The sequence below is a fragment of the Pseudomonas lundensis genome (assembly GCF_002269125.1).
Taxonomy (GTDB): domain Bacteria; phylum Pseudomonadota; class Gammaproteobacteria; order Pseudomonadales; family Pseudomonadaceae; genus Aquipseudomonas; species Aquipseudomonas lundensis_A.
Genome location: NZ_NQKI01000014.1, coordinates 105,762 through 121,456, shown reverse-complemented (window position 1 = coordinate 121,456; position 15,695 = coordinate 105,762). Strand labels below are relative to the sequence as shown.

Genomic DNA, 15,695 nt, shown 5'->3' with positions numbered 1-15,695 from the left:
TCAATTTTTGCATCCATCCTGCGGATCGTCCCATAAACACCTCGATCAAGGTGTTGCGACGACCAGTTGAATCCGCCCAATATGGTAGCGATGACTGGAAACGTTTTTGTCAGGCCCACCACCTTGAGCCGAGTATGAGCCGCCGAGGAAATGGCCCGTGCCGACGTATTCGATTACATTGAGGCGTTTTACAACCGAACGCGTCACAGTCACCTGGGCGGCGTCAGTCCTTAGGCCTTTGAAAGTGCCTCACTTTGAGGCTGGAAAATGTCTACGGGAGCGGGGGCAGTCCAGTATTTGAAATGGCGGCATGCCAATCAGGGGGCCTCGGGTGATCTGCTTCCTCCAACGTGGTGCCGGTAGTCTCCAGTGGATGTGACACAGATTGTGAAGGCAGCATAGCGCCAGCCCCATGCGCAAGTCGGCATGGCAACCCCTGTGGTCTATGCTCACGCCTCGTTCTGCGGCTGAACCATTTGCTGTGTTGGACAGCCCAAGTTCCGTACATATCCGGTATTTTCAGGAGTCTTACGATGAGCAAGAAAATGTTGGTGGTTTTGACCAGTGTCGAAAAGTACCCGGACATGCCTCGTGCTACTGGGTTGTGGTTTGGGGAGGCTGTGCATTTTGTACAGAAAGTTGAAGCGGCAGGCTATACCGTGGACTTTGTCAGCCCTAAAGGTGGTTATACGCCGATTGACCCTCACAGCCTGGCCAAGGACATGGCTGCTGACATTGACTGGAAGTGGTATCAAGACAAGTCATTCATGAATCGCCTTGGCGCAACGCTCAAGCCGAGTGATATCAAGCCTGAAGACTACTGCGCTATCTACTTTGCAGGGGGCCACGGGGTCATTTGGGATTTTCTGGACAACGTTGAACTGCAAACCATCAGTCGCGAGATTTATGAGTCCGGTGGAGTCGTGTCCTCGGTGTGTCACGGGGCGGTCGGGCTGCTGAATATCATGCTCAGCGACGGCAAGCTGCTGATTGAGGGGAAAAAAGTCACGGGCTTCTCCAATGAGGAAGAGAAGCTGGCCGGTTTGGACAAAGTCGTGCCGTATTTGACTGAGAGCGAACTGGTCAAGCGTGGGGCCAAGTATGAAAAGGCCAGCCAGCCGTGGGCGGCCTATGCTGTTGCAGATGGGCGTTTGATTACGGGTCAGAACCCTGCGTCAGGTGGCGCTGTGGCTGAGCTTGTGCTTAAAGCGTTGAGCCAGTGAGTTAAGTAAGTGCTGCGGCCGATGTCTGGTGGCCTGCCAGTCATCGGCAGATTTGCCCATGTAGCGCTGGACCTCCCCTGAAACATTAAACTTTTGAATCGCAAGCATATTCTGTAGCCTTGGCGAGCTGAATAGCTGGTCCGTGTCTGATAACACACATTCTCCCGGCGGGACTCGACGGTCCGGAGCCGGTGGTACACTCGACTTTCGCGCAGTAGCGCCTGCAGGTCTTGCGAACATGACGCATATTTCTGAACGACTTCTGGTTCAAGCCCACCTTGATGCCAAGCAGCCTAAAGCCCTGACTCTGGAAGAAGAGGCTGCATTACGTGCAGCCATCGCTGCCGAGCTCAAGGCGCAGGATGCGGTTCTGGTGGCTCATTTTTATTGCGATCCCGTGATTCAGGCGCTCGCTGAAGAAACAGGCGGCTGCGTTTCCGATTCATTGGAAATGGCCCGTTTTGGTGCGGCGCATCCCGCAAAAACGGTATTGGTGGCCGGCGTTCGTTTCATGGGCGAAACGGCCAAAATCCTCACGCCTGAAAAACGCGTGCTGATGCCGACGCTCGAAGCCACCTGTTCGCTGGATCTGGGATGTCCGGTCGAAGCGTTTTCTGCGTTCTGTGACAAACACCCCGAGCGCACCGTTGTGGTTTACGCCAACACGTCTGCCGCGGTTAAAGCCCGTGCAGATTGGGTAGTGACGTCGAGCTGTGCGCTGGAAATCGTTGAAAGCCTGATGGATAACGGTGAAACGATCACCTGGGGCCCCGACAAACATCTTGGGCGCTATATCCAGCGCCAGACCGGAGCTGACATGTTGCTCTGGGATGGGGCTTGCATCGTCCATGAAGAGTTCAAGTCCAAGCAGCTCGAAGACATGAAGGCGCTCTATCCGGACGCGGCGGTTTTGGTTCATCCCGAATCGCCCGAGTCGGTGATTGATCTGGCCGACGCGGTCGGCTCGACCAGTCAACTGATTGCCGCCGCGCAGAACCTGCCCAACAAGACATTTATCGTGGCCACTGATCGCGGCATTTTTTACAAAATGCAGCAGTTATGTCCTGACAAGGTTTTCATTGAAGCGCCTACGGCGGGCAATGGCGCCGCTTGCCGCAGCTGCGCCCATTGCCCGTGGATGGCAATGAACACCTTGGAGCGCATGCTGCAAGGTCTGCAAATGGGGTCGAACGAGATCTTTGTCGACCCGGCGCTTGTGCCGCAAGCGGTTCGTCCGCTCAAGCGCATGCTGGACTTCACGCAGGCTGCCCGTTTGAAGCTGGCGGGCAACGCCTGAGCTTTGGTCTCGGGCCTAACACTGAAGGCAGTAACTCACTGGGGTGAAGTTACCGCCTTCAGGCGTGATCTCAATTCATCATGTCTTTGATGGATCGCTCTTCATCCAGCAAATCACGTTGACGCGCATCAATGCGCGATAACAGCTGGAAGTTATTGGTCAGTTTTTTCGCCAAGTCCAGCTGTTGCAGGGCCTGACGGTAATCACCCACCAGTGCAAAATACTCCGCTCGTGCCTGATGCAAGCCGATAATGTTCCCCGAAAGCCCTCGGGTCTCGGCCACCGAGTACCAGACATCCGGGTCATTTGGGCGACTCTTGAGCAAGGCTTCCAGTGCCTTGTCTGCTTCGGCGGCTCTGTTCTGTTTGAGTAACAGATCGACACGTGCCTGATTCAGCGGGTAATTGCCCGGATACAGCGTGCGCATCCTTTCGACCCGCTTTTGCGCGTCGTCGAGTTGATTGCTGGCCATGTCGAGCTCGATCTGGGCCAGGTTGTAGGTGATGTCGTTGGGCGATTTATCCAGTAACAGCTTCAGGTTTTCCCGAGCCTCCTTGAATTGACTGCCCTTGATCTGCGCGATAGCCAGGCCGTAGCGGGCCACGTCGTTTTTAGGGTTTTCATCGAGTTGGACCCGAAAGCGCTTGGCGGCAAGCCCTGGCGTCTCTTCGTAGTTGAGTTGCACCCGGGCGCGAATCAGTTGATAGCGCAGACTGTCTTCGGCGCCACCGGGGCGGGCTTGCTCAGCACGGTTGCGGGTGTCCGCAATACGCGATTCGGTCACTGGGTGAGTCAGTAAGAATTCTGGTGGTTTGGCGTCGAACCGATACTGGCGCATCAAGCGCTCGAACATGGTCGGCATGGAGCGCGGGTCGTAACCCGCTTTTTCCAGGTTAAGGATGCCAATGCGGTCCGCTTCCTGCTCGTTTTGTCGGGAAAAGCGTCGCTGCTCCTGAAATGCCGCTGCCTGAGTGCCCGCAATAGCCGCTATCCCGGCATCACCCGCCCCTGAGGCTGCGATGACGATGCCCGCTAACAACGCGGCCATCATGGGCAACTGCATGCGTTGTTGCGCTTCTACGCCACGTGCGAAGTGCCGCTGTGACAAGTGCGCCAGTTCGTGTGCCAGAACTGAAGCATACTCGCCCTCGGTCTGTGCATTGAGGAACAGGCCGCCATTCACACCGATGATTCCACCGGGGGCTGCAAACGCGTTGAGCTGTGGGCTGTTGATTAAAATGAATTCAAGCCGCCGGTCCTGAACCTGGCTGGTTTCGACCAATTTATAAACGCTGGTTTCAACGTAGTCCTTTAGCTGAGGATCGTTGAGCTGCGAGACCTGGCCGCGCAACATGCTCAGCCAGGCGCGCCCCAGTTTGTACTCTTGTTGAGGCGAAACAATGGAGGAGCTGGCATCACCCAAAGACGGCAAATCATCGGCGAAAAGCGGTGATGCGAGCAGGCAGGCGAGCGTCAACAGGGTCGGGCGCAGAAAATTCATGCACGAAGCTCTAGTCGATAAAGGACTTACTGTAGCTGCACAGTTGGCTGGCGACCAGAGGCGGGTCAGCCTGGGGTATTCTAGTGCGCATAAAAAATGCCTGAGGAACGGGAAATGACAGATGTGTTGGAACATGACGCGGAGCTGGACGCCAGCGGCCTGAATTGTCCGTTGCCGCTGCTCAAGGCCAAGATGGCACTTAATCAGATGGGTTCGGGTGACGTGCTGAAAGTGATTGCCACGGATGCGGGCTCTCAACGTGACTTTCGTACCTTCGCACGTCTGGCGGGGCATGATTTGCTGCGTGAAGAAGAGGGTGTCGGCATCTACCGCTACTGGCTGCGCAAGGCCTGAATCCCTGGCGTCGCCTTTTTAAAAGGAATCTTGATGTTCAACGTGTTGCGTAACTGGATACAGCGCTACTTTTCCGATGAGGAAGCCGTGGTGCTGGCCGTGTTGTTGGTGCTGGCGTTTACAGTGGTCTTGACCTTGGGCGGCATGTTGGCGCCGGTGCTGGCGGGCATGGTACTGGCGTACCTCATGCAAGGGCTGGTGGTGGCACTGGAGCGCTTGCGCTTGCCGGGGGCTGTGGCAGTCGGGCTGGTTTTCGCACTGTTTATGGGAGTGCTGCTGCTTTTTATCGTGGTCGTGGTGCCGTTGTTGTGGCATCAATTGATCACCCTGTTCAATGAACTGCCGGGCATGCTCGCGAAGTGGCAGTCGCTGCTGTTGCTGCTGCCGGAACGCTATCCGCATCTGGTGTCGGATGAGCAAGTGTTGCAGGCCATCGAAGTGGCGCGGGGGGAGATTGGCAAGTTTGGCCAGTTGGCGCTGACGTTCTCGCTGTCCAGTCTGCCGCTGTTGGTCAACATAATGATTTACCTGGTGCTGGTGCCGATCCTGGTGTTCTTCTTCCTCAAGGACCGGGCCATGATCAGTCGCTGGGTGCGCGGCTACTTGCCTCGCGAGCGGGCGCTGATTACACGCGTGGCGCATGACATGAACCGTCAGATTGCCAACTACATACGCGGCAAGGTCATCGAGATCATCATCTGCGGTAGCGTCACCTATATTGCGTTTGTGGTCATGGATCTTAATTACGCGGCATTGCTGGCCTTGCTGGTGGGCGTGTCGGTTGTCGTGCCTTACGTGGGGGCCGTGGTCGTCACCGTGCCGGTGTGCCTAATAGCTTTGTTCCAATGGGGCTGGAGCGATCAGTTCATCTATCTGATGGCGGTCTACGGAATCATTCAAACGCTGGACGGCAACGTGCTGGTGCCGTTGCTGTTTTCTGAGGCCGTCAGCTTGCATCCGGTGGCAATCATTTGCGCGGTGCTGCTGTTCGGAGGCTTGTGGGGGTTTTGGGGTGTGTTTTTCGCCATCCCGCTGGCTACGCTGTTCAAGGCAGTGCTGGATGCCTGGCCACGCAAGCAGCAGGTTGTGGCGCCACTGCTTTAGTGCAGCATGCGGCGATCATGAAAAAGCCCCGGCTCTTGCGAGTCGGGGCTTTTTCGTTACAACGTCAGCTTACGCTTGAATCACCGGGATGTTGGCATTGGCTGCCGCTTCACGGAATTCAGCGATCTGATCAAAGCTCAGGTAGCGGTACACGTCCTGGGCCATGGTGTTGATCTCTGCTGCGTATGCCATGTATTCCTCTACAGTAGGCAAGCGGCCCAGAATCGAAGCCACCGACGCCAGCTCGGCCGAAGCCAGGTATACGTTGGCGCCATCACCCAGACGGTTCGGGAAGTTACGGGTCGAAGTCGACACAACAGTCGAGTTCGGCTCTACGCGCGCCTGGTTACCCATGCACAGCGAGCAGCCCGGCATTTCCATACGCGCGCCAGCTTTGCCGTAGATGCCGTAGTAGCCTTCTTCGGTCAGTTGGTGAGCGTCCATCTTGGTCGGCGGCGACAGCCACAGACGGGTTGGCAGCTGGCCTTTAACCTTGTCCAGCAACTTGCCCGCAGCGCGGAAGTGGCCGATGTTGGTCATGCACGAACCGATGAACACTTCGTCGATTTTCTCGCCGGCAACGGTGGACAGAAGACGGGCGTCATCCGGGTCGTTAGGGGCGCAAAGTACAGGTTCCTTGATGTCAGCCAGGTCGATTTCGATGATGTGCGCGTATTCGGCGTCAGCATCGGCTTCCATCAATTCAGGGTTGGCAATCCAGGCTTCCATCGCCTGAGCACGACGCTCAAGGGTGCGAGCATCGCCATAACCTTCACCGATCATCCAGCGCAGCAGGGTGATGTTGGAATTCAGGTATTCGGTGATCGACTCTTTGGACAGTTTGATGGTGCAACCAGCAGCCGAACGTTCTGCCGATGCGTCGGACAGTTCGAACGCTTGCTCGATGCTCAGGTTGTTCAGGCCTTCGATTTCCAGGATGCGACCCGAGAACTCGTTGATCTTGCCTTTCTTCTCTACTGTCAGCAGGCCCTGTTGGATCGCCACGTAAGGAATGGCGTGTACCAGGTCACGCAGGGTGATGCCCGGTTGCATTTCGCCTTTGAAACGAACCAGAACCGATTCCGGCATGTCCAGTGGCATGACGCCAGTGGCTGCGGCGAATGCCACCAGGCCCGAACCGGCGGGGAACGAAATGCCCATCGGGAAGCGGGTGTGAGAGTCGCCACCGGTGCCGACGGTGTCAGGCAGCAGCATGCGGTTCAGCCAGCTGTGGATAATGCCGTCACCCGGACGTAGGGAAACGCCGCCGCGGGTCATGATGAAATCAGGCAAGGTGTGGTGGGTGGTCACGTCGATCGGCTTGGGGTAAGCCGCGGTGTGGCAGAACGACTGCATCACCAGATCAGCGGAGAAGCCCAGGCACGCCAGGTCTTTCAGTTCGTCACGGGTCATTGGACCGGTGGTGTCCTGAGAACCTACGGTGGTCATCTTCGGCTCGCAGTAAGTGCCCGGACGAACGCCGGTCACGCCGCATGCCTTACCAACCATTTTCTGCGCCAGGGTGAAACCCTTGGTGCTTTCAATCGGTGCTTCAGGCTTCTTGAACAGGTCAGATGGACCCATGCCCAGTTCGGCGCGGGCTTTTTCAGTCAGGCCGCGACCGATGATCAGCGGAATACGGCCGCCAGCGCGGACTTCATCCAGCAGAACCGGGGTTTTCAATTCAAAGGTGGTGATGACTTCGTCAGTGCCGTGCTTGCAGACTTTGCCTGCGTGCGGGTACAGGTCGATCACGTCGCCCATATGGATGTTGCTGACGTCAAACTCGATAGGCAGTGCGCCCGCATCTTCCATGGTGTTGTAGAAGATCGGAGCAATTTTGCTACCGAAGCAGAAACCACCGGCGCGCTTGTTCGGCACGTAAGGAACGTCGTCGCCGAAGAACCACAGTACCGAGTTGGTGGCCGATTTACGCGAAGAGCCCGTGCCGACCACGTCACCGACGTAGGCGATAGGGAAACCCTGGCCGCGCATTTCTTCGATTTGCTTCATCGGACCGATGGAGCCCTGGACATCTGGCACGATGCCGTCACGGGCCATTTTCAACATGGCCAGTGCGTGCAGCGGGATATCAGGACGCGACCAGGCGTCAGGGGCAGGCGACAGGTCGTCGGTGTTGGTTTCACCGGTGACCTTGAATACGCGCAAGCTGATTTTGTCTGCCAGGGTAGGGCGGTTTTTGAACCACTCGCCGTCAGCCCAGGATTGCACCACAGCCTTGGCGTGGGCATTACCATTCTTGGCTTTTTCAGCCACGTCGTGGAAGGCGTCAAACATCAACAGGGTGTGCTTGAGCTGCTCGGCAGCTACCGGAGCCAGCTCTGCGTCGTCCAGCAGGTCAACCAGCGTGACGATGTTGTAGCCGCCTTGCATGGTGCCAAGCAGTTCAACAGCGCGCTTTTTGCTGATCAGGGGGGAAGTGGCTTCACCTTTCGCGATGGCGGCGAGGAAGCCGGCTTTTACGTAGGCCGCTTCGTCAACACCAGGTGGAATGCGGTTGGTGATCAGGTCAACGAGGAATTCTTCTTCGCCAGCAGGCGGGTTTTTCAGCAGCTCAACCAGGCCTGCAGTTTGTTCGGCGTTAAGCGGCTGGGGAACGATACCCAGTGCTGCGCGCTCTTCGATATGTTTGCGGTAGGCTTCAAGCACAGTTATTACCCTCATCATTGGTCCCAAATGGGTGTCCGGGACGCTCATCCAGGAATGCAAGACACTCATGCGCTGCGGGGCTTTATGAGCCGCTTAGCCAGAGTTACAGAGATTCCCAACAGAAGCTGTTTTCAAAGTTTTACGCCTTCTGAACGGAGGGATGGTGCATGTTGGTGCGGGCAGTTGCCTGGCAAGTACCCATCACCAACACCGTTCTTCAGGATCAACTGTGCTCGTGACGCTTTGAAAACAGCTTCTAACGGACATTGGCGCCTTAAAAGGCAGGCCGATTCTACGGGAAAAACTTGGTAAAGGTAAGTTAACCCCTGAAGGTTGAGGGGTGATCTGCGTTAGACAAAGGGCTAACATGCCCGCCTGTTTCGCTCTGCAGTGCTCTATTTCGCCATGCCCAACCAAACCATCAAGACTCCCTGCATCGGCCTGTGTTCGACGGTTTACGGCGACCTGGTGTGCCGTGGATGCAAGCGCTTCCATCATGAAGTGATCCACTGGAACGGTTACAACGATGACGAAAAACGCGCAGTGTGGATGCGTCTGGAGCAGTTGCTCGTGCAGGTGATGGCGGGCAAGGTTGAAATATTTGATCCCGAAAAGCTGCGTGGCCAGTTGCTGGCGCGGCAAATTCGATTTGTGCCCCATCAGTCCGAATATTGCTGGGCCTACCAGCTGATTGCCCGCGGGGCGCGGGTGATCAATCAGCTGGAAGCGTACGGGATGGTCCTGTTGCCCGAGTTTCGCGACTGGAATTTGCCCGAACTGCGTGATGCCATTGATCGGGAGTTTTTCCTGCTGTCTGAAGCTCACTATCAGCGTTACATCGCCCCCAGTTTCTTAAAAGATGCATTGGGCAATTGATGAAGGATCAACCTCCGGACGCCAATTTCTCCAGATGACGCGTCATTTCTTCAGGTTTGAGCACCAAAATGTCACTGTTGAGCTTGTCGATGACGACTTCTGCGGTGTTACCGATCAGCGCACCCGAAAAGCCTGTGCGCGCCACGGTGCCCATAACTGTCACAGCAGCGTGTAGCTCGCCGGCGACCCTAGGAATAATCACATCGGCCGGACCCTCTTCGACATGAAAGCACTTGCTGTCAATGGGGTTATGCGCCATGAGCGCTTCGCACGCCTGGCGATACTTCGCTTCGTATTCAGTCTCAATGGGGTAAGCGGCTTCTACAGCGGCCAGCATGGGGGCCGGGTAAGCGCTGACCACATGAAGCTGGCCTTTAACCAGGCTGGCGATCTCAATACCAGCGTCAACAATGCTCTGGTGCAGCTCCCTATGATCGGCATCGTCATTACCCACGTCGACGGCGGTCAGTACGACACCGTTCTCCCAGTGCCCCGCACTTTTAGCCAGCAATACCGGGGCTGGGCAAAAGCGCAGCAGCTTCCAGTCTTCGGGTGTGAGCAAGAGCTTTTTCAAGGGGTTGTCGGGAATGTGCTGCTTGATCACCAGCCCGCAATTTTCAGCCTGCTGCACACGAATGATGGTCTGGTGCTTGCTCTCATGCCAGGACCGTTCGCTGGTGGTAACAACGCCTTGTGCCCTTAATGCATTCTCGAGCACGCTGAGCAATGCCGCGTGTTTATCCTCTTTGTCGCAAATCAAGAGGTGCAGGGCGGCCTTGGTCTTTTCAGCGATTTGTTTGGCGCGTTTGAGGGCAAGGCTTTCCATTAACTCGGGTTCGATCACCACCAGCAGCTTGTTGATCTTTTGCATGGTAGAGGCTCCATGGAGGATTGAGTGCAACCACTATAGTTGCTCACGGGTTGCCCGCGCCTTGATGCATATCAATCCGTCAGGCTGGTGCTGTGCTGTGCGCCCCGTATAATCGGCGGCTTTGTCACTCCAGCTGTGTGAGCCCCATGCCTGTCACTTTTCTGCCTACTGTCGACTCGTCGCGCAACCTTCTTATATCGGGGGCGTTCGCGTGATTCTTCCTGAAATTAACGAGTTTCTTGGTTGCCGAACGCCTGATGGCTGGATCACGGCAGCGCTGGCCGATCAGGAAACCCTGCTCATCGATCACAAAAACTGTGAGTTCAAGGCTGCCAGCACGGCGCTGAGCCTGATTGCCAAATATCACTCCCATGTTGACCTGATCAATATGATGTCGCGCCTGGCCCGTGAAGAGCTGGTGCACCACGAGCAGGTCATGCGTTTGATGAAAAAGCGCAAAATCGAACTTCGCCAGTTGTCAGCAGGGCGCTACGCTTCTGGTTTGCGCAAAGTGGTCCGTAACCATGAGCCCGTAAAGCTGGTGGACACGCTGGTGGTCGGGGCGTTTATCGAGGCGCGCAGTTGTGAGCGCTTCGAGGCGCTGGTGCCGCATCTGGACGAAGAACTGGGCACGTTCTATTTCGGATTGCTTAAAAGCGAAGCGCGGCATTTTCAGAGTTATTTGAAATTGGCCTATCAATACGGTGACGCCAAGGACATTGCTCAGGTAATTGAGCGCGTGCGCGTCGCCGAGCAAGCGCTTATTGAAAGCCCAGACGTTGAGTTTCGCTTCCACAGTGGCGTGCCGGCTCAGGCGTAGCTTATCGCTGACGCAGGCATACCTTGCGTCAGCGTCTGCTTTTTTATTGCATGGCCCATGCTTAGCGCTATCAGGCGAACCTCGTGACGCGGTCTACATGGGTTCAAATAGATAGCTGGCTATTTATCGCCTTGACATTAGCTGCCTAGACAGTAATATTTTGAAACATTACTGCTTAAGCAGCTTCCTGGTGGCCGATGAAGCATTTCTCCCCCGATAACTTTCAAAACTGCACCTTGGGTTTGCTCCTTGGTCGCGCTGCGTTGCTCAAGGACCGCATCATTGACACGCACATGGAGCCGTATGGCATCACGGCTGCGCAGTTCAAAGTACTAATCATCATGGCGCAGTTTGAGGTGGATACCCCGGCTGAGCTTTGTCGGCACTTGTGTATCGACAGCGGTTCGATGACCCGGATGCTCGATCGCCTTGAGCAAAAAAATCTGTTGGTGCGTCAGCGCTCAGATGCGGACAGGCGTCAGGTGCGCCTGGTGCTTACAGGCGAGGGGCAGGCACTGGCCGATCAACTTCCGACCATCGGCGCAGCTGCCATGAATCAGTTGGCAGGCGCGATAACCCCGCAAGAATTACAAAGCCTTGAACATATCCTGAAAAAAATATTGCTCGCAGCCGGTGACGCGATCACGGTGCAGCGCCTGGGTGAAAAATGAGCAACAAAACCTTGCGTACAGGCTTGAGCCTGGTATTTGCGTCAATGGTGTTGGCCGGCTGTGCCAATGACCACGGGCTAACCCCTCAAGGCCTCAGCCTTGAAGCCGATCAATTGAAACCCGGTCAATCTTTCAAGGGCGCCAACGTCACTCCGGCCGCCTGGCCCGAGAAGCAATGGTGGGCGCGGTTGGGCGATCAGCAACTCAACCGCATGGTTACGCAAGCCTTGCGTGACAGTCCGGATATGCAAGTGGCCAGCGCCCGCATCCGTCAGGCCACGGCAGCCGCCAGTTCGGCCAATGCGGCGCGGATGCCAACGCTGGACGCTAATGGAGATGTCACACGCTCGCGCCTGTCGCGATCGCAAGATCCCAGCGGGCAGGGTGGGCGTTACAGCACTGAACGTGACCTTAATCTGACCTTCAATTACACCTTTGACTTGTGGGGCGGCCAGCGCGATGCGTGGGAAGCTGCGTTGGGCGAAGCGCGTGCAGCGGAAGTGGATGGCCAGGCTGCGCGTCTGACGCTGGCGGGCGATGTGGCGCGCGCTTACAGCAATTTGGGACATGCCTTCCGAGTGCGTGATCTTTCACAAGAGGATCTGCAACGCACACGAAAGATGCTGGACCTGAGCAAGCGTCGCTTGGCTTCAGGTATCGACAGCCATTACCAGTTTCAGCAAACCGAAAGCCTTGAGGCCACTGCTCAAGAGCAACTGATCGACGCTGAGAAACAGCTCAATTCGGCGCGTATTACGCTCGCAGTGCTGCTTGGCAAGGGGCCGGATCGCGGTGATGAAATCACGCGGCCCAATGTTCTGGCGCCGAGCGCCGTGGCGTTGCCCAGTACATTGCCAGCCGACTTGCTGGGGCGTCGGCCAGACGTGGTCGCAGCGCGCTGGCGTGTTGAAGCGGCCAGCAAAAACATTGCAGCAGCTAAAACCCGTTTCTATCCCAATCTGAATTTGACGGCCGTCGCAGGCACCGAATCATTACTGGGGGATGCTTTATTCGGGTCGGCCAGTCGCTTCTTCAACATTGCGCCAGCGCTGTCGCTGCCGATTTTTGATGGCGGGCGTTTACGCGCCGGGCTGGATGCAGAAGATGCCCGTTACGATTTGGCAGTGGCGCAATACAACAAAACAGTGGTGGGCGCTCTCGGTGAAATCAGCGACACCCTCGGGCAATTGGCGGCGACGGGCCATCAGATTACGGCTCAACAGCGTGCAGCCGATATCGCGCAGGACTCCTACAACACGGTATTGCAACGTTATGGCTCGGGTGTCGGTAATTATCTGGACGTGCTGAGCATTGAACAGCAACTGCTTCAGGCCCAACGCCAGTTGGCTGACTTGAATGCGCAACAGATCGACTTCTCGATTCAATTGATGCAGGCCTTGGGCGGCGGCTTCGAGCCCGCTCACACGGCGTTGGCCGTTCCCTCCCAAGCCTCGCTGGCAGAATAATTTCAGGTACTCGTCATGGCTTCTGTGCAAACACCGAATGAAACACAACACAACGAAGACGCGCCTAACTCGCGTAAACGCAAACGCTGGCTGGGTGCCCTCGCGCTGCTGGTCGTACTCGGTACCTTGGGCGTCTGGGCCTGGCACGAGTTGTACGGTCGCTGGAGTGAAAGCACTGATGACGCATACGTCAATGGCAACGTGGTTGAAATTACGCCGTTAGTGACTGGTACGGTGGTGAGCATTGGGGCCGATGATGGCGACTTGGTTCACGAAGGTCAGGTGCTGCTCAATTTTGACCCGAGCGATGCTCAAGTCGGGCTGCAAAGTGCTGAAGCCAATCTTGCGCGAACAGTGCGTCAGGTGCGGGGTTTGTTCAGCAATGTGAGCGGCATGAAGGCTCAAGTGGCGGCGCAAAAATCCGAGGTGCAAAAAGCTCAGGACAACTATAACCGTCGTAAAAGTCTGGCGGCTGGGGGGGCCATTTCGCAGGAAGAGCTGTCTCATGCGCGGGACGATCTGTCTTCGGCGTTGAGTGCGTTGCGCAATGCCGAGCAACAGTTAAATACCACCACGGCCTTGGTGGATAACACTGCAGTCGCTAACCATCCAGATGTGCTCGCGGCCGCTGCGCAACTGCGCCAAGCCTATCTGGAGCATGCGCGCACCACGCTGATCGCCCCGGTGACCGGTTATGTGGCGAAACGCACGGTTCAGTTGGGTCAGCGAGTTCAGCCGGGTACGGCGCTGATGGCGGTTATTCCGCTGAATCAGCTTTGGATCGATGCCAACTTCAAAGAAACCCAGTTGCACAACATGCGCATTGGTCAGCCGGTGGAGATCGAATCGGACATTTACGGCAGTGAGGTGAAGTACAGCGGCTCTATCGACAGCATCGGTGCCGGGACGGGCAGCGCGTTCGCCTTACTGCCCGCGCAAAACGCTACCGGTAACTGGATCAAAATTGTCCAGCGCGTGCCAGTGCGCATTCACATCAATGCCGATCAACTGGCTGAGCATCCGTTGCGGGTGGGATTGTCGATGGTGGTGGATGTGAATTTGCACGATCAAAGTGGCCCGGTGCTGGCGCAACAGCCACCGCAAAAAGCCATGTTCACAACCAATGTGTACGAAAAACAACTGGCCGATGCAGAAGCCCTGATCGCGCGGCTGATTGACAGTAACAGTGCTGCTGTAGGCAATTCTGCTGCTGCGCGTTGATTCGCCAATCCACTGGTCCCGCCACTGCTGCGGGGCTGCGCGCCCTGTTTTAAAGGATTTGCGATGAGTACAAACGCGTCTTTTACGCCGCCCAGCCTGCTGCTTGCCACTATTGGTCTGTCGCTGGCCACCTTTATGCAAGTGCTCGATACCACTATTGCCAACGTTGCGCTGCCCACTATTTCCGGCAACTTGGGTGTGAGTTCGGAGCAGGGGACGTGGGTTATCACATCTTTTGCTGTCAGCAATGCGATTGCGTTGCCACTGACCGGTTGGCTGAGCCGACGTTTCGGAGAAGTGAAACTGTTTCTGTGGGCGACGATTCTGTTCGTGCTGGCGTCTTTTTTGTGCGGAATATCCACCTCCATGCCTGAGCTGGTGGGCTTTCGGGTTCTGCAAGGGTTGGTGGCGGGGCCTTTATATCCCATGACGCAAACTTTGCTGATCGCGGTTTACCCGCCCGCAAAACGGGGGATGGCATTGGCATTGCTGGCGATGGTCACGGTGGTTGCGCCCATTGCCGGGCCGATTTTGGGTGGCTGGATCACGGACAGTTACAGCTGGCCATGGATCTTCTTTATTAATATCCCGATCGGGATCTTCGCGGTCATGGTCGTGCGTCAGCAACTGAAAGCGCGTCCGGTCGTCATCACGCGTCAGCCTATGGATTATGTGGGGTTGATTACGCTGATTATCGGGGTGGGCGCCCTGCAAATTGTGCTCGACAAAGGCAATGATCTGGACTGGTTTGAATCCAGCTTTATTCTGATGGGCACTGCCCTGTCAGTGGTGGCGCTGGCGGCTTTCGTGATTTGGGAAATGACCGACAAACACCCGATCGTCAATCTTCGCCTGTTCGCCCATCGCAACTTCCGTATCGGAACAATCGTGCTGGTGTTGGGGTATGCCGGCTTCTTCGGTATCAACCTGATTCTGCCGCAATGGCTGCAAACCCAAATGGGCTACACCGCAACCTGGGCCGGCCTGGCCGTTGCACCCATCGGTATCCTGCCTGTCGTGATGTCCCCGTTCGTGGGCAAGTACGCGCATAAGTTTGATTTGCGGCTTTTGGCGGGGTTGGCTTTTTTGGCGATTGGCTTGAGTTGCTTTATGCGCGCTGAGTTCACCAATGAGGTGGATTTCCAGCACATTGCGATGGTGCAGCTGTTCATGGGGATTGGTGTGGCGCTGTTCTTTATGCCGACCTTGAGCATTTTGATGTCGGATTTGCCGCCACATCAAATTGCCGACGGGGCAGGACTGGCCACATTCCTGCGTACATTGGGCGGGAGTTTCGCAGCCTCATTGACCACATGGATCTGGATTCGTCGTGCAGATCAGCATCATGCTTACATGAGTGAAAGCATCAGTACGTACGATCCGATCACCCGGCATACCCTCGAAAATCTGGGAGGGGCCAGTACCAAGGCCTACGCGCAGATGGATCAAATCCTGACCAGTCAGGCGTATATGCTGTCGACCGTGGACTATTTCACGATGATGGGCTGGATCTTCATGGGCTTGATTCTGCTGGTATGGCTGGCCAAACCGCCCTTCGCTGCCAAGGCGGGCCCAGCGGCCAGCGGGCATTGAGGCGCACGTACCAAAGCACATTCCGGGA

At 56.4% G+C, this 15,695-nt stretch carries 13 protein-coding genes and 1 pseudogene; 11 read left to right on the top strand and 3 right to left on the bottom strand.

The genetic code is table 11. From position 1 onward, the window contains the following. The 3 genes and pseudogenes from CJF39_RS11280 to nadA form a co-directional block, all read left to right on the top strand. Positions 1-234, top strand: a pseudogene (locus CJF39_RS11280) (hypothetical protein); the annotation flags it as partial. A 299-nt stretch (positions 235-533) separates the two neighbouring features. After that, on the top strand, positions 534-1,223 hold the full coding sequence (locus tag CJF39_RS11275) for a type 1 glutamine amidotransferase domain-containing protein (RefSeq protein ID WP_094993499.1): 690 nt from the start codon (positions 534-536) through the stop codon (positions 1,221-1,223). Between the two features lie 238 nt (positions 1,224-1,461). Then, complete coding sequence (gene nadA / locus CJF39_RS11270) at positions 1,462-2,520, top strand: quinolinate synthase NadA (protein WP_094993498.1); 1,059 nt, start codon at positions 1,462-1,464, stop codon at positions 2,518-2,520. A gap of 70 nt (positions 2,521-2,590) precedes the next feature. On the opposite strand, the gene CJF39_RS11265 is transcribed toward nadA, so the two are convergent. Further along, positions 2,591-4,021, bottom strand: coding sequence for a M48 family metalloprotease (locus CJF39_RS11265; RefSeq protein WP_094993497.1), 1,431 nt, complete (start codon positions 4,019-4,021; stop codon positions 2,591-2,593). Positions 4,022-4,135: 114 nt separating this feature from the next. On the opposite strand from CJF39_RS11265, the gene CJF39_RS11260 reads away from it, so the two are divergent. Next, complete coding sequence (locus tag CJF39_RS11260; RefSeq protein ID WP_094993496.1) at positions 4,136-4,375, top strand: sulfurtransferase TusA family protein; 240 nt, start codon at positions 4,136-4,138, stop codon at positions 4,373-4,375. Positions 4,376-4,408: 33 nt separating this feature from the next. Next, positions 4,409-5,479, top strand: coding sequence for an AI-2E family transporter (locus CJF39_RS11255; RefSeq protein ID WP_094993495.1), 1,071 nt, complete (start codon positions 4,409-4,411; stop codon positions 5,477-5,479). Between the two features lie 69 nt (positions 5,480-5,548). Here the strand turns inward: CJF39_RS11255 and acnB are convergent, their stop codons facing one another. Continuing rightward, a complete protein-coding gene (gene acnB, locus CJF39_RS11250) occupies positions 5,549-8,149 on the bottom strand; it encodes a bifunctional aconitate hydratase 2/2-methylisocitrate dehydratase (protein WP_094993494.1) in 2,601 nt (866 codons plus the stop codon). A gap of 405 nt (positions 8,150-8,554) precedes the next feature. On the opposite strand from acnB, the gene CJF39_RS11245 reads away from it, so the two are divergent. Then, positions 8,555-9,025 carry a DUF1289 domain-containing protein gene (locus CJF39_RS11245; RefSeq protein WP_094993493.1) on the top strand — a complete coding sequence of 157 codons (471 nt, stop codon included), beginning with the start codon at positions 8,555-8,557 and terminating at the stop codon, positions 9,023-9,025. Between the two features lie 7 nt (positions 9,026-9,032). On the opposite strand, the gene CJF39_RS11240 is transcribed toward CJF39_RS11245, so the two are convergent. Beyond that, on the bottom strand, positions 9,033-9,896 hold the full coding sequence (locus CJF39_RS11240) for a universal stress protein (RefSeq protein WP_094993492.1): 864 nt from the start codon (positions 9,894-9,896) through the stop codon (positions 9,033-9,035). Between the two features lie 211 nt (positions 9,897-10,107). Here CJF39_RS11240 and CJF39_RS11235 point away from each other — a divergent pair, with 211 nt between their 5' ends. The 5 genes from CJF39_RS11235 to CJF39_RS11215 all read left to right on the top strand — a co-directional run bounded on the left by CJF39_RS11235 (position 10,108) and on the right by CJF39_RS11215 (position 15,667). After that, positions 10,108-10,716, top strand: a complete 609-nt coding sequence (locus CJF39_RS11235; protein WP_094993491.1) for a tRNA-(ms[2]io[6]A)-hydroxylase — start codon at positions 10,108-10,110, stop codon at positions 10,714-10,716. A gap of 197 nt (positions 10,717-10,913) precedes the next feature. Beyond that, the gene (locus CJF39_RS11230; RefSeq protein ID WP_094993490.1) at positions 10,914-11,387 is read left to right on the top strand and encodes a MarR family winged helix-turn-helix transcriptional regulator; all 474 of its coding nucleotides are present in this window, start codon (positions 10,914-10,916) and stop codon (positions 11,385-11,387) included. Then, on the top strand, positions 11,384-12,853 hold the full coding sequence (locus tag CJF39_RS11225; RefSeq protein ID WP_094993489.1) for an efflux transporter outer membrane subunit: 1,470 nt from the start codon (positions 11,384-11,386) through the stop codon (positions 12,851-12,853). The genes CJF39_RS11230 and CJF39_RS11225 overlap by 4 nt, the downstream gene beginning before the upstream one ends. 15 nt (positions 12,854-12,868) lie before the next feature. Next, on the top strand, positions 12,869-14,074 hold the full coding sequence (locus tag CJF39_RS11220; RefSeq protein ID WP_094993488.1) for an efflux RND transporter periplasmic adaptor subunit: 1,206 nt from the start codon (positions 12,869-12,871) through the stop codon (positions 14,072-14,074). Between the two features lie 63 nt (positions 14,075-14,137). Further along, the gene (locus CJF39_RS11215) at positions 14,138-15,667 is read left to right on the top strand and encodes a DHA2 family efflux MFS transporter permease subunit (RefSeq protein WP_094993487.1); all 1,530 of its coding nucleotides are present in this window, start codon (positions 14,138-14,140) and stop codon (positions 15,665-15,667) included. Positions 15,668-15,695 lie beyond the last annotated feature (28 nt).

Coding starts and splice junctions, on each gene's coding strand:
- CJF39_RS11275 (WP_094993499.1), top strand. CDS start 534: ATGAGCAAGAAAATGTTGGTGGTTTTGACCAGTGTCGAAAAGTACCCG.
- nadA (WP_094993498.1), top strand. CDS start 1,462: ATGACGCATATTTCTGAACGACTTCTGGTTCAAGCCCACCTTGATGCC.
- CJF39_RS11265 (WP_094993497.1), bottom strand. CDS start 4,021: ATGAATTTTCTGCGCCCGACCCTGTTGACGCTCGCCTGCCTGCTCGCA.
- CJF39_RS11260 (WP_094993496.1), top strand. CDS start 4,136: ATGACAGATGTGTTGGAACATGACGCGGAGCTGGACGCCAGCGGCCTG.
- CJF39_RS11255 (WP_094993495.1), top strand. CDS start 4,409: ATGTTCAACGTGTTGCGTAACTGGATACAGCGCTACTTTTCCGATGAG.
- CJF39_RS11245 (WP_094993493.1), top strand. CDS start 8,555: ATGCCCAACCAAACCATCAAGACTCCCTGCATCGGCCTGTGTTCGACG.
- CJF39_RS11240 (WP_094993492.1), bottom strand. CDS start 9,896: ATGCAAAAGATCAACAAGCTGCTGGTGGTGATCGAACCCGAGTTAATG.
- CJF39_RS11230 (WP_094993490.1), top strand. CDS start 10,914: ATGAAGCATTTCTCCCCCGATAACTTTCAAAACTGCACCTTGGGTTTG.
- CJF39_RS11225 (WP_094993489.1), top strand. CDS start 11,384: ATGAGCAACAAAACCTTGCGTACAGGCTTGAGCCTGGTATTTGCGTCA.
- CJF39_RS11220 (WP_094993488.1), top strand. CDS start 12,869: ATGGCTTCTGTGCAAACACCGAATGAAACACAACACAACGAAGACGCG.
- CJF39_RS11215 (WP_094993487.1), top strand. CDS start 14,138: ATGAGTACAAACGCGTCTTTTACGCCGCCCAGCCTGCTGCTTGCCACT.